General features: G+C 58.4%; 25 protein-coding genes and 1 pseudogene. 17 read left to right on the plus strand and 9 right to left on the minus strand.

What is annotated here, in order from left to right:
* Window positions 1-50 precede the first annotated feature (50 nt).
* From AC0TOF_RS01355 to AC0TOF_RS01365, 3 genes and pseudogenes are all read left to right on the plus strand, one after another.
* Window positions 51-152: pseudogene (locus tag AC0TOF_RS01355) on the plus strand (PaaI family thioesterase); the annotation flags it as partial.
* 67 nt (window positions 153-219) lie between these two features.
* Window positions 220-663, plus strand: coding sequence for a hypothetical protein (locus AC0TOF_RS01360; protein WP_473766938.1), 444 nt, complete (start codon window positions 220-222; stop codon window positions 661-663).
* A 66-nt stretch (window positions 664-729) separates the two neighbouring features.
* Window positions 730-1,155 (plus strand): SufE family protein, encoded by a 426-nt coding sequence (locus AC0TOF_RS01365; RefSeq protein ID WP_122003296.1) that lies wholly within the window; start codon window positions 730-732, stop codon window positions 1,153-1,155.
* Here the strand turns inward: AC0TOF_RS01365 and AC0TOF_RS01370 are convergent.
* From AC0TOF_RS01370 to AC0TOF_RS01380, 3 genes are all read right to left on the minus strand, one after another.
* A complete protein-coding gene (locus tag AC0TOF_RS01370; RefSeq protein ID WP_473766939.1) occupies window positions 1,147-2,439 on the minus strand; it encodes an amidase in 1,293 nt (430 codons plus the stop codon). The genes AC0TOF_RS01365 and AC0TOF_RS01370 overlap by 9 nt on opposite strands.
* 93 nt (window positions 2,440-2,532) lie before the next feature.
* Window positions 2,533-3,324, minus strand: a complete 792-nt coding sequence (locus AC0TOF_RS01375; RefSeq protein WP_473766940.1) for a DUF6456 domain-containing protein — start codon at window positions 3,322-3,324, stop codon at window positions 2,533-2,535.
* On the minus strand, window positions 3,321-3,767 hold the full coding sequence (locus AC0TOF_RS01380) for a helix-turn-helix domain-containing protein (protein ID WP_122003310.1): 447 nt from the start codon (window positions 3,765-3,767) through the stop codon (window positions 3,321-3,323). The genes AC0TOF_RS01375 and AC0TOF_RS01380 overlap by 4 nt, the downstream gene beginning before the upstream one ends.
* Before the next feature lie 271 nt (window positions 3,768-4,038).
* On the opposite strand from AC0TOF_RS01380, the gene AC0TOF_RS01385 reads away from it, so the two are divergent.
* Window positions 4,039-4,308 carry a cytoplasmic protein gene (locus AC0TOF_RS01385; RefSeq protein ID WP_122003293.1) on the plus strand — a complete coding sequence of 90 codons (270 nt, stop codon included), beginning with the start codon at window positions 4,039-4,041 and terminating at the stop codon, window positions 4,306-4,308.
* Window positions 4,309-4,446: 138 nt separating this feature from the next.
* Here the strand turns inward: AC0TOF_RS01385 and AC0TOF_RS01390 are convergent, their stop codons facing one another.
* Window positions 4,447-4,875 carry a Ros/MucR family transcriptional regulator gene (locus tag AC0TOF_RS01390; protein ID WP_122003292.1) on the minus strand — a complete coding sequence of 143 codons (429 nt, stop codon included), beginning with the start codon at window positions 4,873-4,875 and terminating at the stop codon, window positions 4,447-4,449.
* A gap of 703 nt (window positions 4,876-5,578) precedes the next feature.
* Between AC0TOF_RS01390 and AC0TOF_RS01395 the strand changes: the two genes are divergently transcribed.
* The 7 genes from AC0TOF_RS01395 to AC0TOF_RS01425 all read left to right on the plus strand — a co-directional run bounded on the left by AC0TOF_RS01395 (window position 5,579) and on the right by AC0TOF_RS01425 (window position 14,121).
* Entirely contained in the window at window positions 5,579-7,684 is a 2,106-nt protein-coding gene (locus tag AC0TOF_RS01395) for a S9 family peptidase (protein WP_473766941.1), read from the plus strand.
* Window positions 7,685-7,798: 114 nt separating this feature from the next.
* Window positions 7,799-8,137, plus strand: a complete 339-nt coding sequence (locus AC0TOF_RS01400; protein ID WP_473766942.1) for a hypothetical protein — start codon at window positions 7,799-7,801, stop codon at window positions 8,135-8,137.
* A gap of 103 nt (window positions 8,138-8,240) precedes the next feature.
* Window positions 8,241-9,941: an AMP-binding protein gene (locus tag AC0TOF_RS01405; RefSeq protein ID WP_473766943.1), complete on the plus strand. Its 1,701-nt coding sequence runs from the start codon at window positions 8,241-8,243 to the stop codon at window positions 9,939-9,941.
* Window positions 9,942-10,057: 116 nt separating this feature from the next.
* A complete protein-coding gene (locus tag AC0TOF_RS01410) occupies window positions 10,058-10,420 on the plus strand; it encodes a DUF2267 domain-containing protein (RefSeq protein ID WP_473766944.1) in 363 nt (120 codons plus the stop codon).
* 293 nt (window positions 10,421-10,713) lie between these two features.
* Entirely contained in the window at window positions 10,714-11,154 is a 441-nt protein-coding gene (locus AC0TOF_RS01415) for a c-type cytochrome (protein ID WP_473766945.1), read from the plus strand.
* A gap of 412 nt (window positions 11,155-11,566) precedes the next feature.
* Window positions 11,567-12,505, plus strand: coding sequence for a c-type cytochrome (locus tag AC0TOF_RS01420; RefSeq protein ID WP_473766946.1), 939 nt, complete (start codon window positions 11,567-11,569; stop codon window positions 12,503-12,505).
* A 104-nt stretch (window positions 12,506-12,609) separates the two neighbouring features.
* Window positions 12,610-14,121, plus strand: coding sequence for a helicase HerA-like C-terminal domain-containing protein (locus AC0TOF_RS01425; RefSeq protein ID WP_122003284.1), 1,512 nt, complete (start codon window positions 12,610-12,612; stop codon window positions 14,119-14,121).
* Between the two features lie 101 nt (window positions 14,122-14,222).
* Here the strand turns inward: AC0TOF_RS01425 and AC0TOF_RS01430 are convergent, their stop codons facing one another.
* A complete protein-coding gene (locus AC0TOF_RS01430; RefSeq protein WP_122003282.1) occupies window positions 14,223-14,939 on the minus strand; it encodes a L,D-transpeptidase in 717 nt (238 codons plus the stop codon).
* A gap of 292 nt (window positions 14,940-15,231) precedes the next feature.
* Complete coding sequence (locus AC0TOF_RS01435; RefSeq protein WP_473766947.1) at window positions 15,232-15,885, minus strand: haloacid dehalogenase type II; 654 nt, start codon at window positions 15,883-15,885, stop codon at window positions 15,232-15,234.
* 333 nt (window positions 15,886-16,218) lie between these two features.
* Here AC0TOF_RS01435 and AC0TOF_RS01440 point away from each other — a divergent pair, with 333 nt between their 5' ends.
* Window positions 16,219-16,815 (plus strand): superoxide dismutase, encoded by a 597-nt coding sequence (locus tag AC0TOF_RS01440; protein ID WP_122003280.1) that lies wholly within the window; start codon window positions 16,219-16,221, stop codon window positions 16,813-16,815.
* Window positions 16,816-16,875: 60 nt separating this feature from the next.
* Here AC0TOF_RS01440 and AC0TOF_RS01445 read toward each other — a convergent pair whose 3' ends face one another.
* Both AC0TOF_RS01445 and AC0TOF_RS01450 read right to left on the minus strand, forming a co-directional pair.
* On the minus strand, window positions 16,876-18,171 hold the full coding sequence (locus AC0TOF_RS01445) for a CynX/NimT family MFS transporter (RefSeq protein WP_473766948.1): 1,296 nt from the start codon (window positions 18,169-18,171) through the stop codon (window positions 16,876-16,878).
* Window positions 18,168-18,845 (minus strand): FadR/GntR family transcriptional regulator, encoded by a 678-nt coding sequence (locus AC0TOF_RS01450; RefSeq protein WP_473766949.1) that lies wholly within the window; start codon window positions 18,843-18,845, stop codon window positions 18,168-18,170. The genes AC0TOF_RS01445 and AC0TOF_RS01450 overlap by 4 nt, the downstream gene beginning before the upstream one ends.
* Window positions 18,846-19,017: 172 nt before the next feature.
* On the opposite strand from AC0TOF_RS01450, the gene AC0TOF_RS01455 reads away from it, so the two are divergent.
* The 3 genes from AC0TOF_RS01455 to AC0TOF_RS01465 all read left to right on the plus strand — a co-directional run bounded on the left by AC0TOF_RS01455 (window position 19,018) and on the right by AC0TOF_RS01465 (window position 20,685).
* Window positions 19,018-20,010 carry a magnesium transporter CorA family protein gene (locus tag AC0TOF_RS01455; RefSeq protein WP_122003277.1) on the plus strand — a complete coding sequence of 331 codons (993 nt, stop codon included), beginning with the start codon at window positions 19,018-19,020 and terminating at the stop codon, window positions 20,008-20,010.
* 61 nt (window positions 20,011-20,071) lie between these two features.
* On the plus strand, window positions 20,072-20,302 hold the full coding sequence (locus tag AC0TOF_RS01460; protein WP_061347202.1) for an AbrB/MazE/SpoVT family DNA-binding domain-containing protein: 231 nt from the start codon (window positions 20,072-20,074) through the stop codon (window positions 20,300-20,302).
* Window positions 20,299-20,685, plus strand: a complete 387-nt coding sequence (locus AC0TOF_RS01465; RefSeq protein WP_473766950.1) for a type II toxin-antitoxin system death-on-curing family toxin — start codon at window positions 20,299-20,301, stop codon at window positions 20,683-20,685. The genes AC0TOF_RS01460 and AC0TOF_RS01465 overlap by 4 nt, the downstream gene beginning before the upstream one ends.
* On the opposite strand, the gene AC0TOF_RS01470 is transcribed toward AC0TOF_RS01465, so the two are convergent.
* Window positions 20,682-21,152 carry a GreA/GreB family elongation factor gene (locus AC0TOF_RS01470; RefSeq protein WP_122003309.1) on the minus strand — a complete coding sequence of 157 codons (471 nt, stop codon included), beginning with the start codon at window positions 21,150-21,152 and terminating at the stop codon, window positions 20,682-20,684. The two genes, AC0TOF_RS01465 and AC0TOF_RS01470, sit on opposite strands and share 4 nt — an antisense overlap.
* Before the next feature lie 162 nt (window positions 21,153-21,314).
* Between AC0TOF_RS01470 and betI the strand changes: the two genes are divergently transcribed.
* Window positions 21,315-21,899: a transcriptional regulator BetI gene (gene betI / locus AC0TOF_RS01475; protein ID WP_473766951.1), complete on the plus strand. Its 585-nt coding sequence runs from the start codon at window positions 21,315-21,317 to the stop codon at window positions 21,897-21,899.
* Window positions 21,900-21,901: 2 nt separating this feature from the next.
* Entirely contained in the window at window positions 21,902-23,551 is a 1,650-nt protein-coding gene (betA, locus tag AC0TOF_RS01480; protein WP_473766965.1) for a choline dehydrogenase, read from the plus strand.
* Window positions 23,552-23,575: the final 24 nt, after the last annotated feature.

Genomic DNA, 23,575 nt, shown 5'->3' on the forward strand with positions numbered 1-23,575 from the left:
TCGCGAAGCGACGTGGTGTATTTTCCCTCTGAATGCGTCGAAACTCCCTTATGGAGGAACAACTCCATGCGGTCGTTTCTCCTGTTCAGCAGAAAAATACACCAACGCCGAACCGTAAGTTAATTCGTCACTACAGCCTAACGTTCAAACCGAACGGTTACGGAATCTTTTCGAATTCATCGGACATTGACGCCGACACACCGCAACAGAAGCAAGGCAATGATCCGTTTTCTCCTCAAATCCGCATTCTGGCTGACGCTGGCGTTTCTTGTGATGCCACGCATCTTCCCTGCGGATGAGCAGAACAAGCCGCAGGAGAAACCCGCCATTGCCACGACCGAGCGGGAACCTGATCCAATCGGCCAGCTTCTCGCCAATGGCAAAACCGCGGTGGAGCTGGGCAAGCTTTGCATCGATAACCCGTCCTTCTGCCAGAACGGAACCTCGCTGGTTTCCGGCGCCGGAAGCGGACTTCTGGAAGGAAGCCGTGTCGCGCTTGAATATCTGAGCGACCGTTTCGGCACCAAGCCGCAACCGCCTGCGAAAGTGGAACCGGTAGCGCTTCCGCCTGCACAGGCCGCAACCGGCATTCCCATCCCGACATCGCGGGAAGACGCCCTGCGCGCACTGGATCGTCGCGCGACCGGCGCAATTGAACGCTAGTTTTCCGTGACCTTGCCACGTTTCATCACTATATAAGCGGCAAGAAACTTCTTTCAGGCGAGTATCATGACCACGACCATCGATAGCATCATGTCCGATTTCGAATTTCTCGATGATTGGGAAGACCGCTATCGCTATGTCATCGATCTCGGCAAGGAACTGCCGCCCTATCCCGACGATGCGCGCGATGCAGAGCACAAGGTGCAGGGCTGTGTCAGCCAGGTCTGGCTGAAAACGCTGCCGCAAGACGGCGCCGATCCGGTCATCGAATTTCTGGGCGATTCCGATGCACATATCGTGCGCGGTCTGGTGGCCATCGTGCTGGCGCTTTACTCGGGCCGCAAGGCTTCGGAAATTCTGACGATAGACCCCGAAGCCATTTTGAAAAAGCTCGGTCTCGACGAGCACCTCACCCCGCAGCGCGCCAATGGTCTGCGTTCCATGGTAGCGCGCATCCGCCGCGAAGCGGAACTGGCGAAAGAGTCAGCCTAACAGTTTTTCCACCGACAGGGCTGCGGCCAGCAGCCTTTTGTCCGTGCCGCCGCGCGCGGTGAGCATGAAGCCGGTCGGCAGCGTCATGCCCGCCATGGGCACGGTGATGCTGCAAAGGTCGAACTGATTGCCGACCTGTGTATCCCGCAGGAGCAGCCCTTCCACACGGTCATATTCGGCCTCGTCATCGCTGACCGAGGCAATCGTCGGCGCAACAATCGGCGTAGCGGGCGTCACGAACATGTCGAACTGGCTCAAACGCTCGTCCATTTCCCGCACCAGCGCCGCGCGCGTTTCCATAATCCCGCGATAGGTTTCCATCGGCACCTTGATGCGGACGGCGAGCGGGCGCTTCACGCGGATGTCGACATTGGCCTCGGGATCGCCAAGCCATGTCGATGCGTGAACATGGCTTGCCTCAATGCCTGCAATGGAGCCGACGCGGGTTGCTTCGCGCAGGCGCTGGATCAGATCATCGACTTCCAGATCGGCAATGACAGCGCCCGCCTTTTCAAGAAGTGCGACGGATGCCTCGAAATGTTTCGCCACATCCGGCTCCATATCCGCCAGAAGATAGCCCTTCGGCAGCGCAACACGCAGCCCCTTTAGCGGCAGCGCGTCGGGCAATACCGGTGTTTCGCCTGCCATCACAGCATCGGTTAGAATGGCGTCAGCCACCGTGCCGGTCAGAGGACCGACGGAATCCAGCGATGGCGCCAGCGGAAAAGCGCCGTCGAGCGGAATGCGCCGGGCTGTCGGCTTGAAGCCGACAATGCCGTTCAGCGCCGCCGGAATGCGCACCGACCCGCCCGTATCCGAACCGATGGCAATTTCGCTCGTGCCTTCCGCAGCCGAGACTGCCGCACCCGACGACGAGCCGCCCGGAATGCGCGTAGGGTCAATCGCATTGCCCGGCTCGCCATAATGCGGATTGAGGCCGACCGGCGTGAAGGCAAATTCCGTCATATGGGTCTTGCCGACGATAACCGCACCTGCCTCGCGCAGACGGCGGACAATCGTTGCATCCTGCGTCGCAGGCGCGGCATCACGGCGGATAACCGAACCGGCCAGCGTCGGCTCTCCGGCAACATCGAAAAGATCCTTGATCGAAACAATGCGCCCGTCGAGCGGCCCGACAGCGCGCCCGTCGCGCAGGCGCGCATCGGCGGCATCCGCCTCGGCACGTGCCTGTTGCGCATAAACCTTGCTGAAAACGCGCTCATTCCCTGCCCGCGCTTCCAGCCGCGACAGGATGCTTTCCAGCCGATCCCGTACCGAATTCATGTGATTTCTCCCCACTTCCCCATCAGGCCTGCCAGGCTTGTTTGGCACAGGCGATAGCCCCGCCCCAATGGAGTGTCAATGAGGGAGATCGCGTCACTTGTTCTGCGGCTGCAGCCGGGGGCGATAGTCGTCGGCCCCCCAATGCAGGACGGCGCCGCCTCCCCGCTCCTTTTCAGGCTGAGGGTTGTAATGCCGGTGCAGTGCGGCAAGGCCGACCTTGAGCAGCATCTTGGCCGAACGTGCAGGCCATTGCCGCTCGCGCTCCACAGTTTCAAGACCTTTCAGGAAGCAGCAGACGTCGACCAGAACACCGTTCAATTCCGGTCCGACTGCCTCCAGCGCCCGCTCGACCCGGACGCGGCTGGCAAGCGCAATATCCGTCAGTTCGGCCATACCGCCCGACCCGCTCGCCCTGCTCCTGACGCTTGTGTCCCAACGCATCGTGATGGAAGGCATGAGCGAGCCGCGCGTGAAGTCGGCACGCAGCCGCTCGCCTGCAAGAAACTCGTCTTCCGAAATGAAGGAAGAACCGCTCGCGGTCTTGCGCCGGTAGAGCATGGCGAGCGGCGACTCTTCCGGGTTGATCTCAACCTTTTCGCCCTGCTCATACTCCACGGTCAGGGTTTTCCTTGCCGGAACGGGTGATGGCTTGCAGCGCTTCTTCTGGCTCCCGGCAGCGCCTTGCGCCAGAACAAGGCGTTCATTCTCCCAGCGCAGCAATTCCTTTTGATGCATGGCCTTCAGTTCGGAGCGGGAAGCCGCAATGGTCCCGTGATCCGCCGCGAGTAATACATGCGTGGCGCGAACCGAATCCTGAACCTCGCAGGACCCGCCCTTCAGAAAGCGTATAATTCTCGCTTCGGACACTGACAGTTGGGTGGTCATGCCGCCATCCTCCACTCCGCGAAAGCACTTTGCGCAATGCGCTCGAAGGTCGAGACGATCGCATCGAATTCGGTATCGTCACGCATGTCTTCCACCAGATGGCAGGCGTGCATTACCGTGGTGCGGTCCCGTGCAAAGCCCACGGCCACATCCCGCATGGCCAAGCCGAATGCCGTGTGCGCGACATACATGCCGATCTGCCGGACACGCGCAACCTCGCGCCTGCAACGCAAGGGAGAACGCAATTCGGTGCCGGAAACCCCGAACATGGCTACAAGCAAATCAATCAGGGCATCGCACAACGCTACATTGTGCCGCTGCCGCAACCGGTCCGCGGAGCCCTCCTCCATTGCCAGGCTAAGGTTGCGACCATGCCTTGCTGCCAGCAGCTTCAATGCTTCGAAAGCTTCTGCCCGCGTGTGAATGACATCCGATAGTTCCAAAGACATTCATCTTCCCTCGCCAGAATAGGAATATCTTCTTATACGGAGGAAAATGCAAGAGTGGATAAGTTTTGTAGAATGGATTGCGTTGCATGCTTAATTTCGTGGTTTCTAAGATAGGCTAAAGCCTTGTAAGCATGGCACTAACGCCCCGCGAAGGGTGCAATTGATGGCTATTCTACCGAAATTTGCGGGTAAAATCTAGGAATATTATCCAACACCATCTGGCGAGGCTCATGCTCGTTCACACCCAGAAATGAGGATTGTGACGATGGAAGCGGATCTCAAACATGCCCGCAAATTGTTTTTTGACCGGCAAAAACAGAATCAACTGACTGCGATGCAGCGTATCGCCTTGCAGATTATCGCCGGGATCGATCTCGATGAAGTTCTCAAAGCATCGCAAGAAGAAAAGGAACAGACCAAGCGGCGCCTGACGCGCCTCATGGAGAGGGAACGACTGAAAGGAATGCGCGGTCACTGGAGTTATGACCTGAACCGGCACATTGCATTGAAACAGGCTTTTGACCGGATCGCTTGATGGAGACGGCGTTTCGGGAAAAGCGGGTTCAAGCAAAATGGCCGTTATCGTCGAGCTTGCGCTTTACGATAACGGCCATTTCAACAAACGCTCAAGAATAGACGCGGCAAAGCGCAGTGCGCTCGAATGTCAGAGCGCTTAAGCTTCCTTCGGCTTGCGGCCGAGGCCCATCTTCTTCGCCAGACGCGAACGCGCAGCGGCGTAGTTGGGAGCGACCATCGGATAGTTCGGGTCGAGATCCCACTTTTCGCGGTACTGTTCCGGCGTCATGTTGTAATGGGTCATCAGGTGACGCTTGAGCGACTTGAACTTCTTGCCGTCTTCGAGGCAGATGATGTAGTCGTCATGAATCGACTTCTTCGGATTGACTGCCGGCTTCGGCTTCTCAACCACGACGGGCGCTTCCTCGCGTTCGACGTGGCGCTTGAAAGCAGAATGCACTTCAGCGATCAGCTGCGGCAGTTCACCGGCGCGAATCGAATTATTGCCGACATATGCAGCCACAACATCTGCAGTAAGGCTCAGAAGCAGTTCTGCGCTCTCGTCGTGCGTGTCCAGATTTTCCATCAGATTTCCTTTTTACTTCTTATTGTTGCGTAATCGACGACTGGAGATCCCCGCCTGCCATCGTCGCTACGTATTCCAAAACTCTGCCGCATTCATTCCCGATTGCGGATATCAGTTGATAATGTCATTTGCAATAGAATTGTCAAACCACATTACATTAACAACAAGTCTTTCTTCTTGAATCGGCAAATACAAAAACCAGAACTCAACCTCGCCGGAATAGGGAAACTATGAAACACGATGTGTTCGCGCTGCCTCCCCTGTCATTTATTACAGGATAAGGATGAAGCCGCAGTTCGCTGCCGGGATTCCTTTAATTTGCTCGGGCGCCGCTAGCAATATTTTTTTCCCTCAAGTTTTCTTGTACGAGGCTTAAGACTAACCCGTTTCCGTTCAGTAGCTTTTGGCCGCAAAATCGGGCCTCAAAAAGGCATTGGTCAAATATATTTCAACGGAATCAACTCGCTTTCGCCTTTTGGCGCAACTATATAAACACCAGTATCACCCGCTAGCGGTCTGATTCCAACATTTGCATCCCTTGGTTCAAGCGCTGAGCAAATGTTGGTATCCAAAAGACCACCAGGAATTTGACGTTTGAAACAGCATCTATGTCAGCCGGGATTCAAACGTGAAATCCAATCCACTAGAACGCATGGCTTACGGGCCTTGCAGCAAATCGAAACAGTTTTCATCGGAACTATGGATGTCTCAAAGCTCCTCCCAACCGCAACCGCCGCACGCAGCCAAACATCCGGTCAATGACACCCGCCACGGGATCACCCGCACCGACGATTATGCTTGGCTGCGCGCAGATAACTGGCAGGAAGTATTCAAGGACCCTTCGGTTCTTGCCCCAGAAATACGCACACATCTGGAAGCCGAAAATGCCTATCAGGCAGCGCTCATGAAAGACACGGAAGCGCTGCAAAAAAGCCTGTTTGCAGAAATGCGCGGGCGGATCAAGGAAGATGATTCGTCCGTTCCCTCAAGGGATGGCCCCTACGCCTATGGCGTGTCCTATCGCACCGGCGGCGAGCAGCCCTATTTCATCCGCACGCCCCGCGATGGCGGCGCGGAAACCATTCTTCTCGACGGCGATGTCGAAGGCAAGGACAAGGCATATTTCCGCCTCGCCTCCGCCGACCATGCGCCTGATCACAAACTTTTGATCTGGGGCTATGACGACAAGGGGTCGGAATTCTACAAGCTGAAAGTCCGCGACCTCACTTCGATGAAGGACCTTGAGGATATCGTCACCGATACCAATGGCGGCGGCGCCTGGGATGCGCGAAGCGAAGGCTTCTTCTATACGCGCCTTGATGAAAACCACCGGCCATCCAAGGTCTTCTATCACAAGATCGGCACAGACCAGTCAGACGACCGGTTGATCTATGAAGAAAAAGATCCGGGCTTTTTCCTCGGCGTCGGCGGCTCGGCGCTGGACGACTATATCTTCATCGACATTCATGACCATGAAACATCGGAATGCTGGCTGCTTCCCGCCAGCGACCCGGCGGCAAAGCCGCAGCTCGTCATGAAGCGCAAGACCGGCACGGAATATGACATCGCGCCCGGCGGCGACGTGTTCTACATCCTGACCAATGCCGATGGCGCCAAGGACTTCAAGATATGCCAGGCGCCCGCCAGCGCGCCGCAGCCGGAAAACTGGGTCGAGGTCGTGGCGGAAAAGCCGGGACGGCTGATCCTGTCGCACTCGGCCTACAAGCATCATCTTGTCTGGATGGAGCGGGATAACGGCCTGCCGCGCATCGTGATCCGCGACCGCGAAACCGGCGAGGAACACGCCATTGCCTTTGACGAGGAAGCCTATTCGCTCGGTCTTCACGGCAGCGCCGAATATGATACGGATGTAATCCGCTTCTCCTATTCGTCCATGACGACGCCGGAACAGCTTTTCGACTACAATATGCGCACGCGGGAGCGGAAGCTCCTGAAAACGCAGGAAGTTCCGTCCGGCCACAATGCGCAGGATTACGTCACGCGCCGCGTCTTCGCCAAGGCATCGGATGGCGAACTGGTGCCGGTCTCCCTGCTCTATCACAAGAACACCAGGCTCGATGGCTCTGCGCCATGCCTGCTCTATGGCTACGGTTCCTATGGCATCACAATTCCGGCGAGCTTCAGCACCTCGCGGCTGTCGCTTGTGGATCGCGGCTTCGTCTATGCCATCGCCCATATCCGCGGCGGCAAGGACAAGGGTTTCGCCTGGTACGAAAACGGCAAGCGCGACACGAAGGTGAACACCTTCACCGATTTCATCGCCGCCGCGAGGCACCTCGTTGCAGAAGGCTTCACCAGCCATGACCGCATCGTCGCCCATGGCGGTTCGGCAGGCGGCATGCTGATGGGCGCGATTGCCAATATGGCGCCCGACGCCTTCGGCGGCATCATTGCCGAAGTGCCGTTTGTCGACGTGCTGAACACGATGCTGGACGACACGCTGCCGCTGACCCCGCCGGAATGGCCGGAATGGGGCAACCCGATCACTTCGGAAGCCGATTACCGGACGATTGCGGGCTATTCGCCCTACGATAATGTCAGCCGTCAGGCCTATCCCGCCATTCTGGCCGTGGCGGGGCTTACCGATCCGCGCGTCACCTATTGGGAGCCCGCCAAATGGGTTGCCCGGCTGCGCGAACTGAAGACCGACGACCATCCGGTCCTGTTCCGCATCAATATGGATGCGGGCCATGCCGGAGCCTCGGGCCGCTTCTCGCGGCTGGAGGAAGTCGCCTACACCCATGCCTTTGCGCTCAAGGTGACTGGCAAGGCAGGCGACACGCTCTGATTTCAGACAAGGCATCGCACCCCTATTTTAAGGGTGCGATGCTTCTCATTGGAAGAAAAAGTACTATTCTACTTGTGAAGTTGTTTCATAGCTGGTCTTTTCAGGGAGAATTCGATGCTGCGTAAGCTGATTGCTCTTTGCCTCACGTCCGCATCGCTTGCGGTTTCCGGCCTTGTCGCGCTGCCGATTTCGGCTGAAGCGCAGGTGCGCAAGGATGTGAGCGAATATGCGGGCCAGCGCTGCAATGTGCCGAGACGCGGCAGCGGCATCATTGTCGGCCAGTTCAGCGGCGTGGACGATTCGCCCTTCCTCACCGGCGGCGACGGATTGATCCCGATCGACCGGGTTCGCTGCTTCACCACGCTGTCGGAATGCAAGGGCTGGCTCTATACGATGCAGAGCAAATACACCAATGCCGGTGCTGCAACGCTCGTCCGCTGCACGAAACGCTGACCCCGACCAAAAATCTGCGGTTTTCATGAAGCCCTGCGGATGGCATCCTCTCATTACTTGATGCGTCGCCTTCGGCGTCATCTTCGGTTTGGGAGGATCGAAAATGCAGCAGGCAAGCTCTGTTCCCAGTTATGTCCATGGCGCGAGCGACAAGCTCCTCATCGGCAACACGATCGGCCGGCATCTGGACCAGATCGCGGAACAATATCCCGATCGTCCAGCCGTCATCGTCCGGCACCAGAATATCCGGCTGACCTATTCCGAACTCAGGCAACGCACCGACGAACTTGCCGAAGGCTTTCTCGCGATAGGCTTGCGCCCCGGCGAGCGGCTCGGCATCTGGTCGCCCAACAATCTCGAATGGATACTCACCCAGTTTGCGAGCGCCAAGGCGGGTCTGATCCTCGTCAATATCAACCCGGCCTATCGGGCGCATGAACTGGAATATGTGCTCGGCAAAGTCGAATGCGCCGCACTCATCCTCGCACCGTCGCTGAAGACCAGCAACTATATCGATATTCTGCGCAGCATTGCGCCTGAACTCGATGAAGCCCGGCCCGGTCATCTGATGTCCGGGCGGCTTCCCTCACTGCGATGCGTGATCCGGCTCGGCACGGAGCAGACGGCGGGCATGCTGAATTTCGACGAAGTCGCCCAATCCGGCGATGACGTCACCAGACAAGAACTGGTGCAGCTTGCCGAAGAACTGCAATTTGACGACCCGATCAATATTCAATTCACCAGCGGCACGACCGGCAGCCCGAAGGGCGCGACGCTCTCGCATCACAATATCCTCAATAACGGCTTTTTCGTCGGCGAGGCGATGCAGCTTTCCGAACAGGACCGGCTCTGCATTCCGGTGCCGTTCTACCATTGTTTCGGCATGGTGCTGGGCAATCTTGCCTGCGTCACCCATGGCTCCTGCATGGTGATCCCCAACGACAGTTTCGACCCGCTGCTGACGCTCCAGACCGTCGAGGAAGAGCAATGCACGGGCCTGCATGGCGTGCCGACAATGTTCATCGCGATGCTGGATCACCCGGACTTCAGCCGCTTCGACCTCTCAAGCCTGCGCACCGGCATCATGGCGGGATCGCCCTGCCCCATCGAAGTGATGCGGCGCGTGGTGAGCGAGATGCACCAGAGCGAAATCACCATCGCTTATGGCATGACCGAGACAAGCCCGGTCAGTTTCCAGAGTTCGACGACCGATCCGCTGGAGCGGCGCGTCTCCACGGTCGGGCGCATTCACCCGCATCTGGAGGTGAAGATCGTCGATGCGGACGGCAAGGTCGTGCCGCGCGGCGAAAAGGGCGAATTGCTGACGCGCGGCTACAGCGTCATGCGCGGCTATTGGAACGACGCGGAAAGTTCAGCCGGAGCCATTGACGATGCGGGCTGGATGCACACGGGAGACCTCGCGACCATAGACGAAGAAGGCTATTGCAACATCGTCGGGCGCATCAAGGACCTTATCATTCGCGGCGGCGAGAACATCTATCCGCGCGAGATCGAGGAATTCCTCTTTACCCATCCCGCGATCAGCGATGTGCAGATATTTGGCATTCCGGACCGGAAGTTCGGCGAAATCATCTGCGCCTGGGTCAAGCTGCACAAGGACGCCCGGCTTTCTGAGGAAGAACTCACCGAATATTGCCAGCAACGGATCGCACATTACAAGGTTCCGGCTCATATCCGCTTCGTGGATCAGTTTCCGATGACCGTGACCGGCAAAATCCAGAAATTCGTCATGCGGCAGGTCATGATCGAAGAGCTGGAACTGCAGGAAATTCAAACGGCGTAATTATCCCGCACCATCTCATTTCGGGACCGCACACCTAATATTTTGGCATACAGCCGCTTGCAAAGCGAAGGCGAGAATGCATATTACGTAAACGTAAGATTTTTGGGAGAGTTTCCATGGAAGAACTGATCGCACGCATCACCTCCAAAGTTGGCATCGATGCGGGAACGGCAGAAAAGGCAGTCGGCATGATCCTCGCCTTCCTGCAGAAGGAAGGTCCGGCAGCGGAAGTCCAGAAGCTTCTGGCAGCGTTTCCGGGCGCTGAAGAAGCGATTTCGCAGGTCAAGGGTGGCGGCTTCCTGTCCGGCCTGATGGGCGGCGTGATGGGCCTCGGCTCGCAGCTGATGGGCGCGGGCCTCGGCATGGGTGAAATTTCCGGCGTTGCCAAGGAAACCATCCGCTTCGCCAAGGAAAAGGCCGGTGACGAACCGGTTGATGCCGTCATCGGCGCGATTCCGGGCCTTGGCCAGTTCGTCTGATCAAGCCTTGCATGCCCTTCAGAAAAGGCCCCGGATTCCGGGGCCGTTTTTGTTTGGCCCCGGTGATTAGACATTGATTCACGAGCAGCCGCCTCATCCGGAGTATAAAACAATAGAATTTAAGTCATGTTTATCACGATAACGTGAACCGCATGTAATAACCGCTACAGATTCAAAATGATACTTGCTGCCTTGGGGATTTGGCCGGTGTCATGATTGCAATGTCCGGGATTGTATCGGATATTTGAACCAAGGGACGAATTCTGTTCAATTTTTTAAATGCGGAGGATCGCATGCGTTTGTTTTTTCTGACTGTCAGCTCTGCGGCGCTATTGGTTGCCGGCGTGGCGCAAGCCGACGTCATCGCTGATCGCGAGGCGATCATGAAGGATCTGGGGCGTTCGGTCGGGACGATTGCTCCCATGATCAAGGGCGAAAAGCCTTTCGATGCGGCCACGGCGCTTGCGGCGCTGGAAAAGATCGATGCCGATGCCAAAAAGCTGGATGTGGATGCGCTGTTCCCCGCCGGTTCGGATAAGGGCGATACCGAAGCTTCGCCGAAAATCTGGGAAAACAAGGACGATTTCGTCAAGCATGTCGAAAAATTCCGGGCCGATGCCGCTGCTGCTCTCGCCGCCAAGCCGCAGGATCTGGATGCGTTAAAGCCAGCCTTCCAGCAGGTCGCCGCCAATTGCGGTTCGTGCCATCAGGCCTATCGCGTCAAGAAAGACTGATCTTCACGGTTGACACCGGGCACACCGGACGGAAACATTCGGTGTGCCAATTCATTTTGAGCAGATGTGCAAAGCGGTCCGCTAGAGCATCGGCCCGGAAATCGGAATCGATTTTCGGAAAGCACGATGCTTAGAGCCTGAATTAAAAAGCGGCAGGCCGAGGCGAAAATGGCGATTTTCGAGTACCGGAGCGCAGTGTGCTTCCAAGCATAGTCCCGAAAAGTTGCAGACTTTTCGGGACTATGCGTCTGAGAAAGCTACATGAGCACCGAAACGCAGAAAATTGCCATTTGCCGACCGGCATGGCGACTTTTGGAACAGGCTCTTAGATTCAATAGGTTGGAGCTACCTTTGTGCGTCCGTAAGGACGCACGGCGCTCTAATACCGGAACCGCATACGGGAACGGGTGGAATGATCCGAAAACTGGCATATGCCGCAGGCATCGTGGCCGTAGCTGGAGCGGCGGCTTTCTGGATTTTGACGGCGCCTCAGAAGGTTGACCAGACGGTGCTGGACGCGATGAAGCCGGGCGACCCCGCCAAGGGCGAGCAGGTTTTCTGGGCGGGCGGCTGTGCTTCCTGCCATGCGGCACCGGGTGCGACGGGCGATGCGCGCAAGGTTCTGGCGGGCGGGCATGAACTGACTTCGGATTTCGGGACATTCATCGCGCCCAATATCTCCCCGTCCGAGCAAGGGATTGGCACCTGGACGCTCCATGATTTCGCCAATGCCATGCTGAAAGGCGTCGGCAAGCGCGGCGAACATCTTTATCCGTCCTTCCCCTACACATCCTATGCCAGAATGCAGCCGCAGGACGTGGCCGATCTTTTCGCCTTCATGAAAACGCTGCCGCCATCCGACAATGTCGCGGCACCGCACAAGCTGTCCTTCCCTTTCAATATTCGCCGCGGGCTTGGCCTGTGGAAACAGCTTTATCTGACCGATCAGCCAGCGGTGGAAATCGCGAACGCCTCCGATCAGGTGAAGCGCGGCCAATATCTGACGGAAGCGCTTGGCCATTGCGGCGAATGCCACACGCCGCGCAATGCGATTGGCGGAGTGGAGACCGGCAAGTGGCTTGCCGGTGCCGTGTCGCCTGAGACCGGCAGTGACGGCAAAAAAGGCGTTGTGCCGAATATCACCCCGGACGAAGCGGGCATTGGCGGCTGGAGCGCGAAAGACATCGCCTATGCATTGCAGAGCGGCTTTACCCCGGATTTCGATTCGCTCGGCGGATCGATGACCGATGTGGTTGCGAATATGGCCCATCTTGCCGAGGCGGACCGCAACGCCATTGCCGCCTATCTGAAAGCTATTCCGGCTCACGAAAACGGCTATCCGGCGCGGTGAATTCCGCCATGCCCTGTTTGGAGGCAAGCCACGGCTTTTCCTTGTCGTGACGACGAGCGGCGTTTATACGTTGAGTGAGTTGAACAGAGGGAGCAAGCCGCCTGATGACTGCCGAAGACGCTATTTTTCTTGGCGCGAGCCGCAAGCCAGACGACTCCTACCAGCAGCCGGAATATCTAGCGCTGAAATACGGCAACCGGCACGGCCTCGTCACCGGCGCGACCGGCACCGGCAAGACGGTGACCTTGCAGGTTCTGGCCGAAAGCTTTTCGGCGGCTGGCGTTCCGGTGTTCTGCGCCGACATCAAGGGCGACCTGTCCGGCATCGGCGCTATCGGCGTTCAAAATGACGGGCTGCTCAAGCGCGCATCGGAAGTGAAGCTCGACCCTTATGACATGCGCGCCGCGCCGGTGATCTTCTGGGATATTTTCGGCGAACAGGGCCATCCCGTCCGCGCCACCATTTCCGAAATGGGGCCGCTGCTGCTGTCTCGCCTCATGAACCTGACCGACGCGCAGGAAGGCGTGCTGAACATCGCCTTCCGCCTGGCGGACGAAGAAGGCTTGCTGCTTCTGGATCTCAAGGACCTGCAGGCCATTCTCGCTGAAATGGCGGACCGTTCGGCGGAGCTTTCGGCGAAGTACGGCAACGTCAACAAGACCTCGGTCGGCGCGATCCAGCGCTCGCTTCTGGTTCTCGACCAGCAAGGCGGCTCGAAATTCTTCGGAGAACCGGCGCTGAGGATTTCCGATCTGATGCGCACCACCACCGACGGGCGCGGTGTCGTGAGCGTGCTTGCAGCCGACAAGCTTATGATGAGCCCTCGCCTCTATTCGACTTTCCTGCTGTGGCTGATGTCGGAACTGTTCGAGGAACTGCCGGAAGTGGGCGACCCCGACAAGCCGAAGCTCGTCTTCTTCTTCGACGAGGCCCATCTTCTCTTTGATGAGGCGCCGAAGGCGCTGATCGACCGCGTCGAGCAGGTCGTGCGCCTGATCCGCTCCAAGGGCGTCGGCGTTTATTTCGTGACGCAGAACCCGCTCGATGTGCCGGAAACGGTTCTGGCGCAGCTCGGCAACCGCGTGCAGCATGCGCTTCGCGCCTATACGCCGCGTGAGACCAATGCCGTGAAGACCGCAGCCGACACGTTCCGTCCGAACCCGGATTTCAACACGTTTCAGGCAATCACCAATCTTGCCACCGGCGAAGCGCTGGTTTCCACGCTTCAGGCCAAAGGTGTGCCCTCCATCGTGCAGCGCACCCTCATTCGCCCGCCCTCGTCACGCATCGGACCGCTGACGCCGGAAGAACGCGCGAAGATCATCGCCGCAAGCCCAGTTGCCGGGCAGTACGATCAGGCTGTGGACCGCGATTCCGCTTTCGAAATGCTGGCCCGCAAGGCGCAGAATGCGGCGGCAGCCCAGCAAAAGGGCAAGGAAGAGGAAGAAGGCGGCGGCGGCATCTTTGGCGAGATCGCCGGTACGGTGCTCGGTACCGGCCGCCGCTCCGGCCGCCAGACGGTGGCGGAAGCAGCCATGAAATCCGTTGTCCGGTCGGTCGGCAATTCGCTGGGGCGTGCACTCGTGCGCGGGATTCTGGGCAGTTTCAAGCGGTGAAGTAAGGCAGTAAGGCAGTAAGGCAGTAAGTGAAATAGGGCAGAAGGTTTCAGTCAAGCAAACATATTGCCCTACTGCCTTACTGCCCTATTCCCCTAAGCTCACATTACGAGAATCGGCGCCTTGGCTGGAACACGATCGTAGAGATCGATGATGTCCTGGTTCAGGAAACGCACGCAGCCCGAAGAGACCGCCTTGCCGATTGACCACCATTCCGGATTGCCGTGCAGGCGGTACAGCGTGTCCTTGCCGTCCTGGAAAATATAGAGCGCGCGGGCGCCGAGCGGGTTCTTGAGGCCCGGAGCCATGCCGCCGTTCTTGGCGCTGTAAGGCATAAGTTCCGGCTGGCGGGCAATCATTTCGTCCGGCGGGGTCCAGCGCGGCCACTGGCGCTTGTACTGGATCACAGCACGGCCAGACCATGCAAATCCTTCACGGCCAATGCCGACGCCGTAGCGCATTGCCTGACCGCCTTCGAGGACCAGATAGCAGAAGCGGTTCGCCGTATCGATGACGATGGTGCCCGGCAGTTCGCCGGTCGGGTCCTGCACAACCTGACGCAGATAGCGCTTGTCCATCTTCTGGATCGGGATCGCCGGAAGCTGGAAGCCGCCATCATCCACGGCGGCATACATCTGCGCCCAGCCGCCATAGGAGGAGTCCACATTGGCCTGCGGGGTGCGGTTGATCGGGTTGCCCGACTGATCCACATCAATGATTGGAACATTCTGCCCCAACTGAGCGCAACCGGCCAGGCCGGCCGCCGCTGTCGCTGTCATTGCCGTCAGGAAGGAACGGCGGGTAAGGGTCGTTTGCATATGAAAACCAGTTTAGTGACGGGAGGAGTTACAGATACACATTCAGGGTTAACGAATTGCGACCCGGCCAATTGTGGCGGATCGGCGGCGAACCATCGAAACGGCCCTAAACGGCAATTTCCGGTATTCGGTTGCACGGAAAACGCCCGAAAAATGTGGCGTACGCCCGTTCTTAATGCGGCCTAAACATGGCAAAGGCCCACCAGCATGGCTCGTGTTGCAGCCGCGACACAATTTTGGGTTCACGGACCGGCTTTCAATAAACCGGGAACGTTCAAATTTTAGTGAGCATTCAGTCGAGCAGTTGAAGGCTTGGGAGAATGAGTGCGGGAGCAAACTGCCTGTATTCGTCGGGCTGGTTGGAGCGGTTGATCCAGACCCCACGCATGCCGAACCGGACCGCGCCTGCCACGTCCCAGCGATTCGAGGACTGGAACGAGATCGCCGACGGATAAAGCCGCCAATGCAGGGTGATGAGTTCGTAGACCGCCGGGGCGGTCTTGTACTTCCTGACTTCATCGACCGAAATCACGTCGTCCAGCAAAACATCGAGGGCAGCCGAACGGACGGCGGATTCCAGCATTGCGGGCGACCCGTTGGAGAGGATTGCAAGCCGCGCCCCCTTCTCCTTCAGGCTTTTGAGGGCAGCTGGCACTTCCGGATAGCAATCAAGCTTCCAATAGGCGTCAAGCAGATCATTGCGCAGAGCGGGATCAACGGAAGGATAGCAGGCGAATGCAAAACCAAGCGATTCCTCGGTGAGTTTCCAGAAGTCGCTATAGGCTCCCATCAGGCTCAGAACCCAGGAATATTCGAGCTGCTTTGCCCGCCACAGCTCGGAAAATGCCCGCCCGTCCGGTCCGGCCTTGTCCGCATGCCGCCGCACCGCCGAATGGACATCGAACAATGTGCCATAAGCGTCGAAGACATAAGAACTGTGGGACACCGTTTCCTCCTGCGGGGGCTGCCGCGCATCGCGAAGAGTTAGAGCGCGTTTCGATCTTGATTGGATCAGACCGGGCTCTAATCCTTTGTTTTTGACGCGCATCTTATCCGAAAACCGTTTCACACTTTTCGGGATGCGCTCAAAATTCAGAATTACGCCATCCTACTGTGATTTCAATAATAATTCATTGTCTTGAAGCTGAATTGCTCATTCGCGCCATTGCCGCCCGCACTGATGCGGCCTATGTAGATTCCGCACGCAAGTTTTGTGGCAGCATCTGCTCGGCCAGCCAAGAGCTGCCCATATAAGCTGAAGAAAAGAGGAGAGTTTCCAATGGCTTTCGAACTGCCCGCCCTGCCGTATGACTATGACGCCCTTGCGCCTTTCATGTCGCGCGAGACGCTTGAACTTCATCACGACAAGCACCATCAGGCCTATGTCACCAACGGCAACAAGCTGCTCGAAGGCTCCGGCCTCGAAGGCAAGAGCCTGGAAGAGATCGTCAAGGAAAGCTACGGCAAGAATCAGGGCCTCTTCAACAATGCCGGCCAGCACTACAACCACATCCATTTCTGGAAGTGGATGAAGAAGGGCGGCGGCGGCAAAAAGCTGCCGGGCAAGCTGGAAAAGGCAATCGAGTCGGATCTCGGCGGCTACGACAAGTTCCGCGAAGATTTCATCGCTGCCGGTGTCGGTCAGTTCGGTTCGGGCTGGGCCTGGCTGTCGGTCAAGAACGGCAAGCTTGAAATCTCCAAGACCCCGAATGGCGAAAACCCGCTGGTTCATGGTGCAACGCCGATCCTCGGCGTCGATGTGTGGGAACATTCCTACTATGTCGATTACCGCAACCTGCGTCCGAAATATCTGGAAGCCTTTGTCGACAGCCTCATCAATTGGGAATATGTCGAGGAACTCTACGAAAAGGCCTGATCCCTTTCGTATGCCGATAAAGAAAAACCCCGGTTTTGCCGGGGTTTTTTGATATTCGTCTTACTCATTTATGACCTGCACGCCCACATGCTGGGCCCGTCCCGCGCCCCATCCGGCGACCGCCGCCCCCATCCCGAGCAGGCCGAAGAACGCGCCGCAGGCGGCAAAACTGCCCGTCGCACTGTGGATCATGCCGACGATCAACGGCCCGATCGCGGCGAGCGTGTAGCCGACGCATTGCGCCATGCCGGACAGATGCGCCGCCGTGTGTGAATCTGGCGCGCGCAGAACGATCACCATCATGGCGGCGGCAATGAGACCGCCCTGCCCGATGCCCTGAACGACTGCCAGCCCCCAATAGGTCCACTGCGGCAGGTAGAGAAAGCCGATCAACGGCAGGGCCGCGCAGGCACACAGGACGACATTGAGCAGGCTCTGGTTCTTCTGGCGGGTGGCAATGGACGGCACCCCGAGACACGTGACGACCTGCACCATGATCGAGAAGGAGACGAGACCGCCGGCGGCTGCGGCACTCAGGCCCTGCTCGCGCAGGATCGGCGCCAGCCATCCAAAGACGATATAGGCCGTGGAGGATTGCAGCCCCATGAACAGCGTGACCTGCCAGGCCAGCCTGTCCTTCCAGAGACCGATCACGCGGAAGCCCGAATGTGCCACATTATGCTTTGCGCGCACGGCCTGCGGCAACCACAGAAGCAGAACAAGCGCTGCCGGAACGGCCCAAAACGCCAAAGCGAGGTTCCACGAACCGCCGAACATCTCCTTGATCGGAATGGTAAAGCCGGCAGCGGAAGCCGCGCCGCCGCACAGCGCCATCGTGTAAAGGCCGGTCATGATGGCGGCGGTTTTCGGAAAATCGCGCTTCACGACGCCGGGCAGAAGCACATTGCCGGTCGCAATGGCCGCGCCAGCCAGCGTCGCGCCGATATAGAGCGAATAGAAGTTGCCCACCCCGCGCAGCGCCGTGCCGAGGGTCAGCACGAGAAGCACGAACAGCAGCACCCGCTCGGCTCCGAAGCGCTGGGCGAGGCGCGGCGCGAAGGGAGCGAAAACGCCAAGGCAGACCACAGGCAAGGTGGTCAGCACGCCAGCCGCGATGGAGGACATGCCGGTGGCATCGATGATTTCCGGCAAGAGCACGGAAACGCTGGAGAATACCGGCCGCAGATTGGCAGCGATGAGCACGAGGCTCAACCCCAGCAAAATGCGCATCGCCTGGCTGGGCGGCTGCTGGACAGGCGGCGGCGGAACGCTGTCCGCCTCCGCGTCGACCAGCGCGTCTGGCTGCATCGCCTCGTTTTCCGTCGCGTCCGACAGGGCTGTGTTCGTGTGGCTCATGATGCCAGCAACCTTTCAAGTTCTTCAATCAGGGGCGCCATGAAACGGCGAACGGTCGCTCCGGCCTTGTCGGGATCGCCCGAGGCGATGGCTTCCACGATCTGGCGATGCGCCTCGTCGCTCGGTTCGGGCAGTTCGCCATCGAGCGTGGCTTCTATGGATTCGCGTATGGAGGCGGAAAAAAGGTTGTAAGCCTCGATCAATGCGCCGTTGCCGGAAGCGGCGACAATGGCCTCATGAAAGGCAAAGTCACGGGCAACGAAAACCGACCGGCCGAGTTGCTCGCGATTGCCCCGCTGTGCCAGCATCTGTTGCAGATGCGTGATCGTTTCCGCCGTTGCGCGCTGTGCGGCAAGGCGCGCGGCTTCCGTTTCCAGAAGCGCCCGCGTTTCAAATCGGTCGCGAAGGCTGGAATGGCGGATACGGTCAAGGCTGCGCGCTGCATCGGCAGTGGAACGGACATAGGTGCCCGACCCCTGCCGGGTTTCAAGCATTCCCTGCGCCACCAGCGCCCGTACCGCCTCACGCACCGTGCCGCGGCTCACGCCCAGCTTGGCCGAAAGCGCAGCTTCGTTGGGAAGCTGGTCGCCTATCGACCAGCGGCCCGATGTAATCTCCGTGCGCAACGACTGCATGGCCGCATCCGTCAGGCTCTTTCGGGATATTGTCTTCATACCCTCACCAAAGTCATCCGATGACTTGATGAATTATGCGGGCGAAGCCCACATGTCAACAAGGAAGAAGAAGCACGCTGCGGGGGATGGCGCGGACCGCCGCATTCCGTTAACAATTTTGGCGCAAAGTGCCGCTTCGAGGATAAAGCCCATTGAGACTTCAGGTGCCAGCATGATCACGCTATACAGCCTTTCCGGGGACCATCTTGCAGCGGTGGAGGTCGAACCGGGCACCCCGTTGCCCGAAAACGTGATCTGGATTGACCTGTTTGCCCCCGGCGTGAACGAGGACAGCATTGTGGAGGCGTGGACGGGAATTTCGATCCCGACGCGCGAGGACATGACGGAAATCGAGGAATCGAGCCGTTTTTATATGGAGACCGGTGCGCAGTATCTCACCGTCCCCATCCTGCACGCGGTCGATCTCGACCATCGCGAGCTGGCGCCAGTCACCTTCATCCTGCATGGAACGCGGCTGATAACCGTGCGCTACGCCAATCCGAAGTCATTCACGACCTATGTGATGCGCTCCACCAGGCCGGGCAATGGGCTCATATCGGCCAAATGCTCAGGGCTTTCGATCATGCTCGGCATCACCGAGGCCACGACCAACCGGCTTGCCGATATTCTGGAAGGTGTGGCGGGCAAGATCGATGCGGCCTCGCATTCCATCTATCGCCGCCAGCCGAAAGCCCGCCCGATGACGACGCAGGACTTCCGGCACATATTGACCCAGATCGGCGGACAGGGAACCTTTCTGTCGCGGATGCGGGAAAGTCTGGCAGGCATCAGCCGCATGCTGGTCTATCTGTCTGCAACCAACAATCCGGCCTCCGGGAAGAAGGAAACGCGCAGCTGGATCAAGTCGCTGGAGCGCGACACGCAATCGCTGACCGCCTATGTGGATTTTCTGTCCAACAAGGTCACGTTCCTGCTCGATACGATTGTCGGCCTGATCTCGGTCGAGCAAAACGCCATCATCAAGATTTTCTCGGTCGCGGCAGTCGGCTTCATGCCGCCGACGCTGGTCGCTTCCATCTACGGCATGAACTTTTCCTTCATGCCCGAATTGCACTCCCCCTGGGGCTATCCGATGGCGCTTATTCTGATGGTCGCCTCTGCCCTGCTGCCGCTCTATTATTTTCGTCGAAAGGGTTGGCTGTAGTTTGCAGTGACAAGGGAGGCGCACTATGTTATATCATGCGTTATAACATAGGAGAAAACCCATGAACGTGACCCTGCGCAAGATCGGCAATTCTGACGGTGTGATCATCCCGAAGGAAATGCTGGAGCAGTTGAACGTGCAGACGGGTGACACCTTGGTCCTGACCGCAGATAAGGACGGGCTGAGACTGACCCGAAGCACCGAAGACCCGGAAATCTTCGAGAAGAAAATGAAGATTGCCCGCGAGCGGATGAAAAAATATGAGACCGCCTATCGCGTGCTCGCTCAATGATAGACTTTCATTCGCGGACCTTCATAGAAGCGCTGCATCAGGAGCAGTTGCGCCTGCATGGTGGCGCGGCAGGAATTCGTGATTCCGGCTTGCTGGATTCAGCGCTGGCGCGTCCGCTGCAGAAGGAAGCCTATGGCGATCCCGACATTTTCGATCTGGCGGCGGCCTATCTGTTCGGCATCCTGAAGAACCATCCTTTTGTGGATGGCAACAAGAGAACCGGGCTGGCTGCCGCCGATTTGTTTCTTTATTTCAATGGCTACAGTCTTGAAGCCGGACAGGAAGACGTTATCCAACTTGTCCTGATGGTTTCGGCCAGCGAAATCGATGAATCTGGCGCCGCAGCGTTTTTCCGCGATCATACGGTTGCGGTAGAGGGTTAACCCCCTTTCAGCGACACGATTTCCCATTCGACATTGTTGATTTTGACGACATCGCCGACCGGCTTGCCGAACAGCAAGATGGCAACAGGCGCGACGTGGGAAATCTTGCCGTTTGACGGATCGGCCTCGTCCTCGCCAACGATGGTCCAGCGACGGACCTTGCCGTCATCCAGGTTTTCCAGTTCCACCGTCATGCCGAAACGCACCACATCACTGTCGGGAGCGGGAGTGGAAAGCTCGGCATTTTCGCGCCGCGCCGTCCAGTAGCGCAGATCGCGCGAAATGCGCGCAACTGCTGAGCGCTCGCCGGCGACATTGGCATCGGCCAGTTCGCGTTGCAGCCGGGCAATTTCATCATCGATCATCTTCAGGCCGGTTGGCGTGACGAGATTGCGATGCGGGCTGACGGGGCGCTCGCCAAGGTCGGTCGGCGCATCATCCTGTTCTTTGGTGAAAGCTCTGCTCATCATTTGAATGTAAGCAAGCGCACCCCTCCCGGCAAGCCTCCCCAACCGCACGCCCCGCTTCCGCGATGCGTAAACGCATGATTTGCATGATGGGTTTTTATTGATTGATGAGTCAATCAAAGATAGGCTATGCTGGAATTAGCCTGAGAACGGACCAAGATTATGCCCAAGATCGGGATGGAGCCCCTAAGACGGCGCGAACTAATCGATGCCGCCATTCGCACCATCGGCCAGCGCGGTTCGCTGGACGTGACCGTTGCGCAGATCGCCCATGAGGCCGGCGTATCGCCCGCGCTCGCGCATCATTATTTCGGCGGCAAGGACAAGCTCATTCTCGCTACGATGCGGCATCTGCTGCGCGAGTTGGGCCGCGATCTCAACGCGGCAATCGGACAGGCTGAAACGCCGCTCCAGCGCATCGCCGCTATCATCGCCGTGAACTTTTCCGCATCGCAATTTGCGCAGGAAACGATTGCCGCCTGGTTGACCTTCTATATCCACGCCCAGCAGTCGGAAGACACAAGGCGGCTGTTGCGCATCTATGCGCGCCGCCTTCATTCCAACCTCGTTTTCGCGCTGGAGCAGCTCACAAGCCGCGAACAGGCGCACCGGATCGCGGAGGGTGCCGGTGCGATGATCGACGGCCTTTATATCCGTCACGCGCTTGGCGCCGACGCGCCGGATGCCGCCCGAGCAACGGCACTGGTGGAAGATTATATCGCGGTTCAGCTTGCGGGGAAGAAATGAGCATGGAAGCAGATTTCGTCATTATCGGCTCCGGCTCCGCCGGATCGGCCATGGCTTATCGCCTGTCGGAAGACGGGCGATATTCGGTGATCGTCATCGAATATGGCGTTCCTGACGTTGGCCCATTGATCCAGATGCCTGCCGCCCTCTCCTTCCCCATGAACATGGAGACCTATGACTGGGGCTTTTCCACGGAGCCGGAACCGCATATCGGTGGACGCAGCCTTGTGACGCCACGCGGCAAGGTGCTTGGCGGATCGTCCTCGATCAATGGCATGGTCTATGTGCGCGGCCATGCCCGCGACTACGACCATTGGTCGGAAAGCGGCGCGCGCGGCTGGGCCTATGCCGATGTGCTGCCCTATTTCAAGCGGATGGAAAATTCGCAAGGTGGACAGGAAGGCTGGCGCGGCACCAGCGGCCCGCTCTATATCCAGCGCGGCAAGCGCGACAATCCGCTGTTTCATGCCTTTGTGGAGGCCGGCCAGCAGGCGGGCTTTGAAGTCACCGAAGATTATAATGGCGAGAAGCAGGAAGGCTTTGGCCCGATGGAGCAGACGATCCACAACGGTCGTCGCTGGTCTGCCGCCAATGCCTATCTGAAGCCTGCGCTCAAGCGCCCGAACGTCAAGCTGGTCAAGGGTTTGGCGCGGAAAGTGGTGCTGGAAGGAAAGCGCGCCGTCGGCGTGGAAATCGAGGCAGGCCGCACCTTCTCGACCATCCGTGCGCGGCGCGAGGTCATCATTGCCGCTTCATCGATCAATTCGCCGAAGCTTCTCATGCTTTCTGGCATCGGACCGGCCGCGCAGCTGAAACAACACGGCATCGACGTGGTTGCCGATCGCCCCGGCGTCGGCCAGAATCTGCAGGACCATCTGGAAGTCTATATCCAGCAGGAATGCACGCAGCCGATTACGCTCTATTCCAAGCTGAACCTGTTTTCGAAAGCGAAGATCGGCGCGGAATGGCTGTTCTTCAAGACGGGCGACGGCGCGACGAACCATTTCGAATCCGCCGCCTTTGTGCGGTCGAAAGCTGGCGTGGAATATCCCGACATCCAGTATCATTTCCTGCCGGTCGCCATCCGCTATGACGGCAAGGCTGCGGCGCAATCGCATGGCTTTCAGGCCCATGTCGGCCCGATGCGATCCAAATCGCGCGGCAGCGTGACGCTTCGTTCAGCCAATCCGCGCGAAAAGCCGATCATCCAGTTCAACTACATGTCGCATGAAGACGACTGGGCGGATTTCCGCCATTGTGTGCGGCTGACGCGAGAAATCTTCGGGCAGGCCGCGTTCAATCCCTATCGGGGAGCGGAAATCCAGCCGGGTGCGCATGTTCAGAGCGACGAAGAAATCGACAATTTCATCCGTGAGCATGTCGAAAGCGCCTTCCATCCCTGCGGCACCTGCAAGATGGGGGCGATTGACGATCCAATGGCCGTGGTCGATGCTGAATGCCGCGTGATTGGCGTCGAAGGTTTGCGCGTTGCGGATTCATCCATCTTCCCGCGCATTACCAATGGTAATCTCAACGGTCCGTCGATCATGGTAGGCGAAAAAGCCTCCGACCACATTCTTGGCCGCACGCCGCTCGCCCGCTCCAATCAGGAGCCGTGGATCAATCCGAGGTGGCAGGTTGCGGACCGCTGATGCGGTCAAGGCAATAGGGCAGCG

The sequence above is a fragment of the Ochrobactrum sp. PL_is501 genome (assembly GCF_055816895.1).

Coding starts and splice junctions, on each gene's coding strand:
- AC0TOF_RS01390 (WP_122003292.1), bottom strand. CDS start 4,875: ATGGAAAATCTGGACACGCACGACGAGAGCGCAGAACTGCTTCTGAGC.
- AC0TOF_RS01395 (WP_473766941.1), top strand. CDS start 5,579: ATGTCTCAAAGCTCCTCCCAACCGCAACCGCCGCACGCAGCCAAACAT.
- AC0TOF_RS01465 (WP_473766950.1), top strand. CDS start 20,299: ATGATAGACTTTCATTCGCGGACCTTCATAGAAGCGCTGCATCAGGAG.
- AC0TOF_RS01415 (WP_473766945.1), top strand. CDS start 10,714: ATGCGTTTGTTTTTTCTGACTGTCAGCTCTGCGGCGCTATTGGTTGCC.
- AC0TOF_RS01405 (WP_473766943.1), top strand. CDS start 8,241: ATGCAGCAGGCAAGCTCTGTTCCCAGTTATGTCCATGGCGCGAGCGAC.
- AC0TOF_RS01365 (WP_122003296.1), top strand. CDS start 730: ATGACCACGACCATCGATAGCATCATGTCCGATTTCGAATTTCTCGAT.
- AC0TOF_RS01425 (WP_122003284.1), top strand. CDS start 12,610: ATGACTGCCGAAGACGCTATTTTTCTTGGCGCGAGCCGCAAGCCAGAC.
- AC0TOF_RS01450 (WP_473766949.1), bottom strand. CDS start 18,845: ATGAAGACAATATCCCGAAAGAGCCTGACGGATGCGGCCATGCAGTCG.
- AC0TOF_RS01360 (WP_473766938.1), top strand. CDS start 220: ATGATCCGTTTTCTCCTCAAATCCGCATTCTGGCTGACGCTGGCGTTT.
- betI (WP_473766951.1), top strand. CDS start 21,315: ATGCCCAAGATCGGGATGGAGCCCCTAAGACGGCGCGAACTAATCGAT.
- AC0TOF_RS01375 (WP_473766940.1), bottom strand. CDS start 3,324: ATGACCACCCAACTGTCAGTGTCCGAAGCGAGAATTATACGCTTTCTG.
- AC0TOF_RS01455 (WP_122003277.1), top strand. CDS start 19,018: ATGATCACGCTATACAGCCTTTCCGGGGACCATCTTGCAGCGGTGGAG.
- AC0TOF_RS01470 (WP_122003309.1), bottom strand. CDS start 21,152: ATGAGCAGAGCTTTCACCAAAGAACAGGATGATGCGCCGACCGACCTT.
- AC0TOF_RS01430 (WP_122003282.1), bottom strand. CDS start 14,939: ATGCAAACGACCCTTACCCGCCGTTCCTTCCTGACGGCAATGACAGCG.
- AC0TOF_RS01420 (WP_473766946.1), top strand. CDS start 11,567: ATGATCCGAAAACTGGCATATGCCGCAGGCATCGTGGCCGTAGCTGGA.
- betA (WP_473766965.1), top strand. CDS start 21,902: ATGGAAGCAGATTTCGTCATTATCGGCTCCGGCTCCGCCGGATCGGCC.
- AC0TOF_RS01440 (WP_122003280.1), top strand. CDS start 16,219: ATGGCTTTCGAACTGCCCGCCCTGCCGTATGACTATGACGCCCTTGCG.
- AC0TOF_RS01370 (WP_473766939.1), bottom strand. CDS start 2,439: ATGAATTCGGTACGGGATCGGCTGGAAAGCATCCTGTCGCGGCTGGAA.
- AC0TOF_RS01400 (WP_473766942.1), top strand. CDS start 7,799: ATGCTGCGTAAGCTGATTGCTCTTTGCCTCACGTCCGCATCGCTTGCG.
- AC0TOF_RS01460 (WP_061347202.1), top strand. CDS start 20,072: ATGAACGTGACCCTGCGCAAGATCGGCAATTCTGACGGTGTGATCATC.
- AC0TOF_RS01445 (WP_473766948.1), bottom strand. CDS start 18,171: ATGAGCCACACGAACACAGCCCTGTCGGACGCGACGGAAAACGAGGCG.
- AC0TOF_RS01410 (WP_473766944.1), top strand. CDS start 10,058: ATGGAAGAACTGATCGCACGCATCACCTCCAAAGTTGGCATCGATGCG.
- AC0TOF_RS01385 (WP_122003293.1), top strand. CDS start 4,039: ATGGAAGCGGATCTCAAACATGCCCGCAAATTGTTTTTTGACCGGCAA.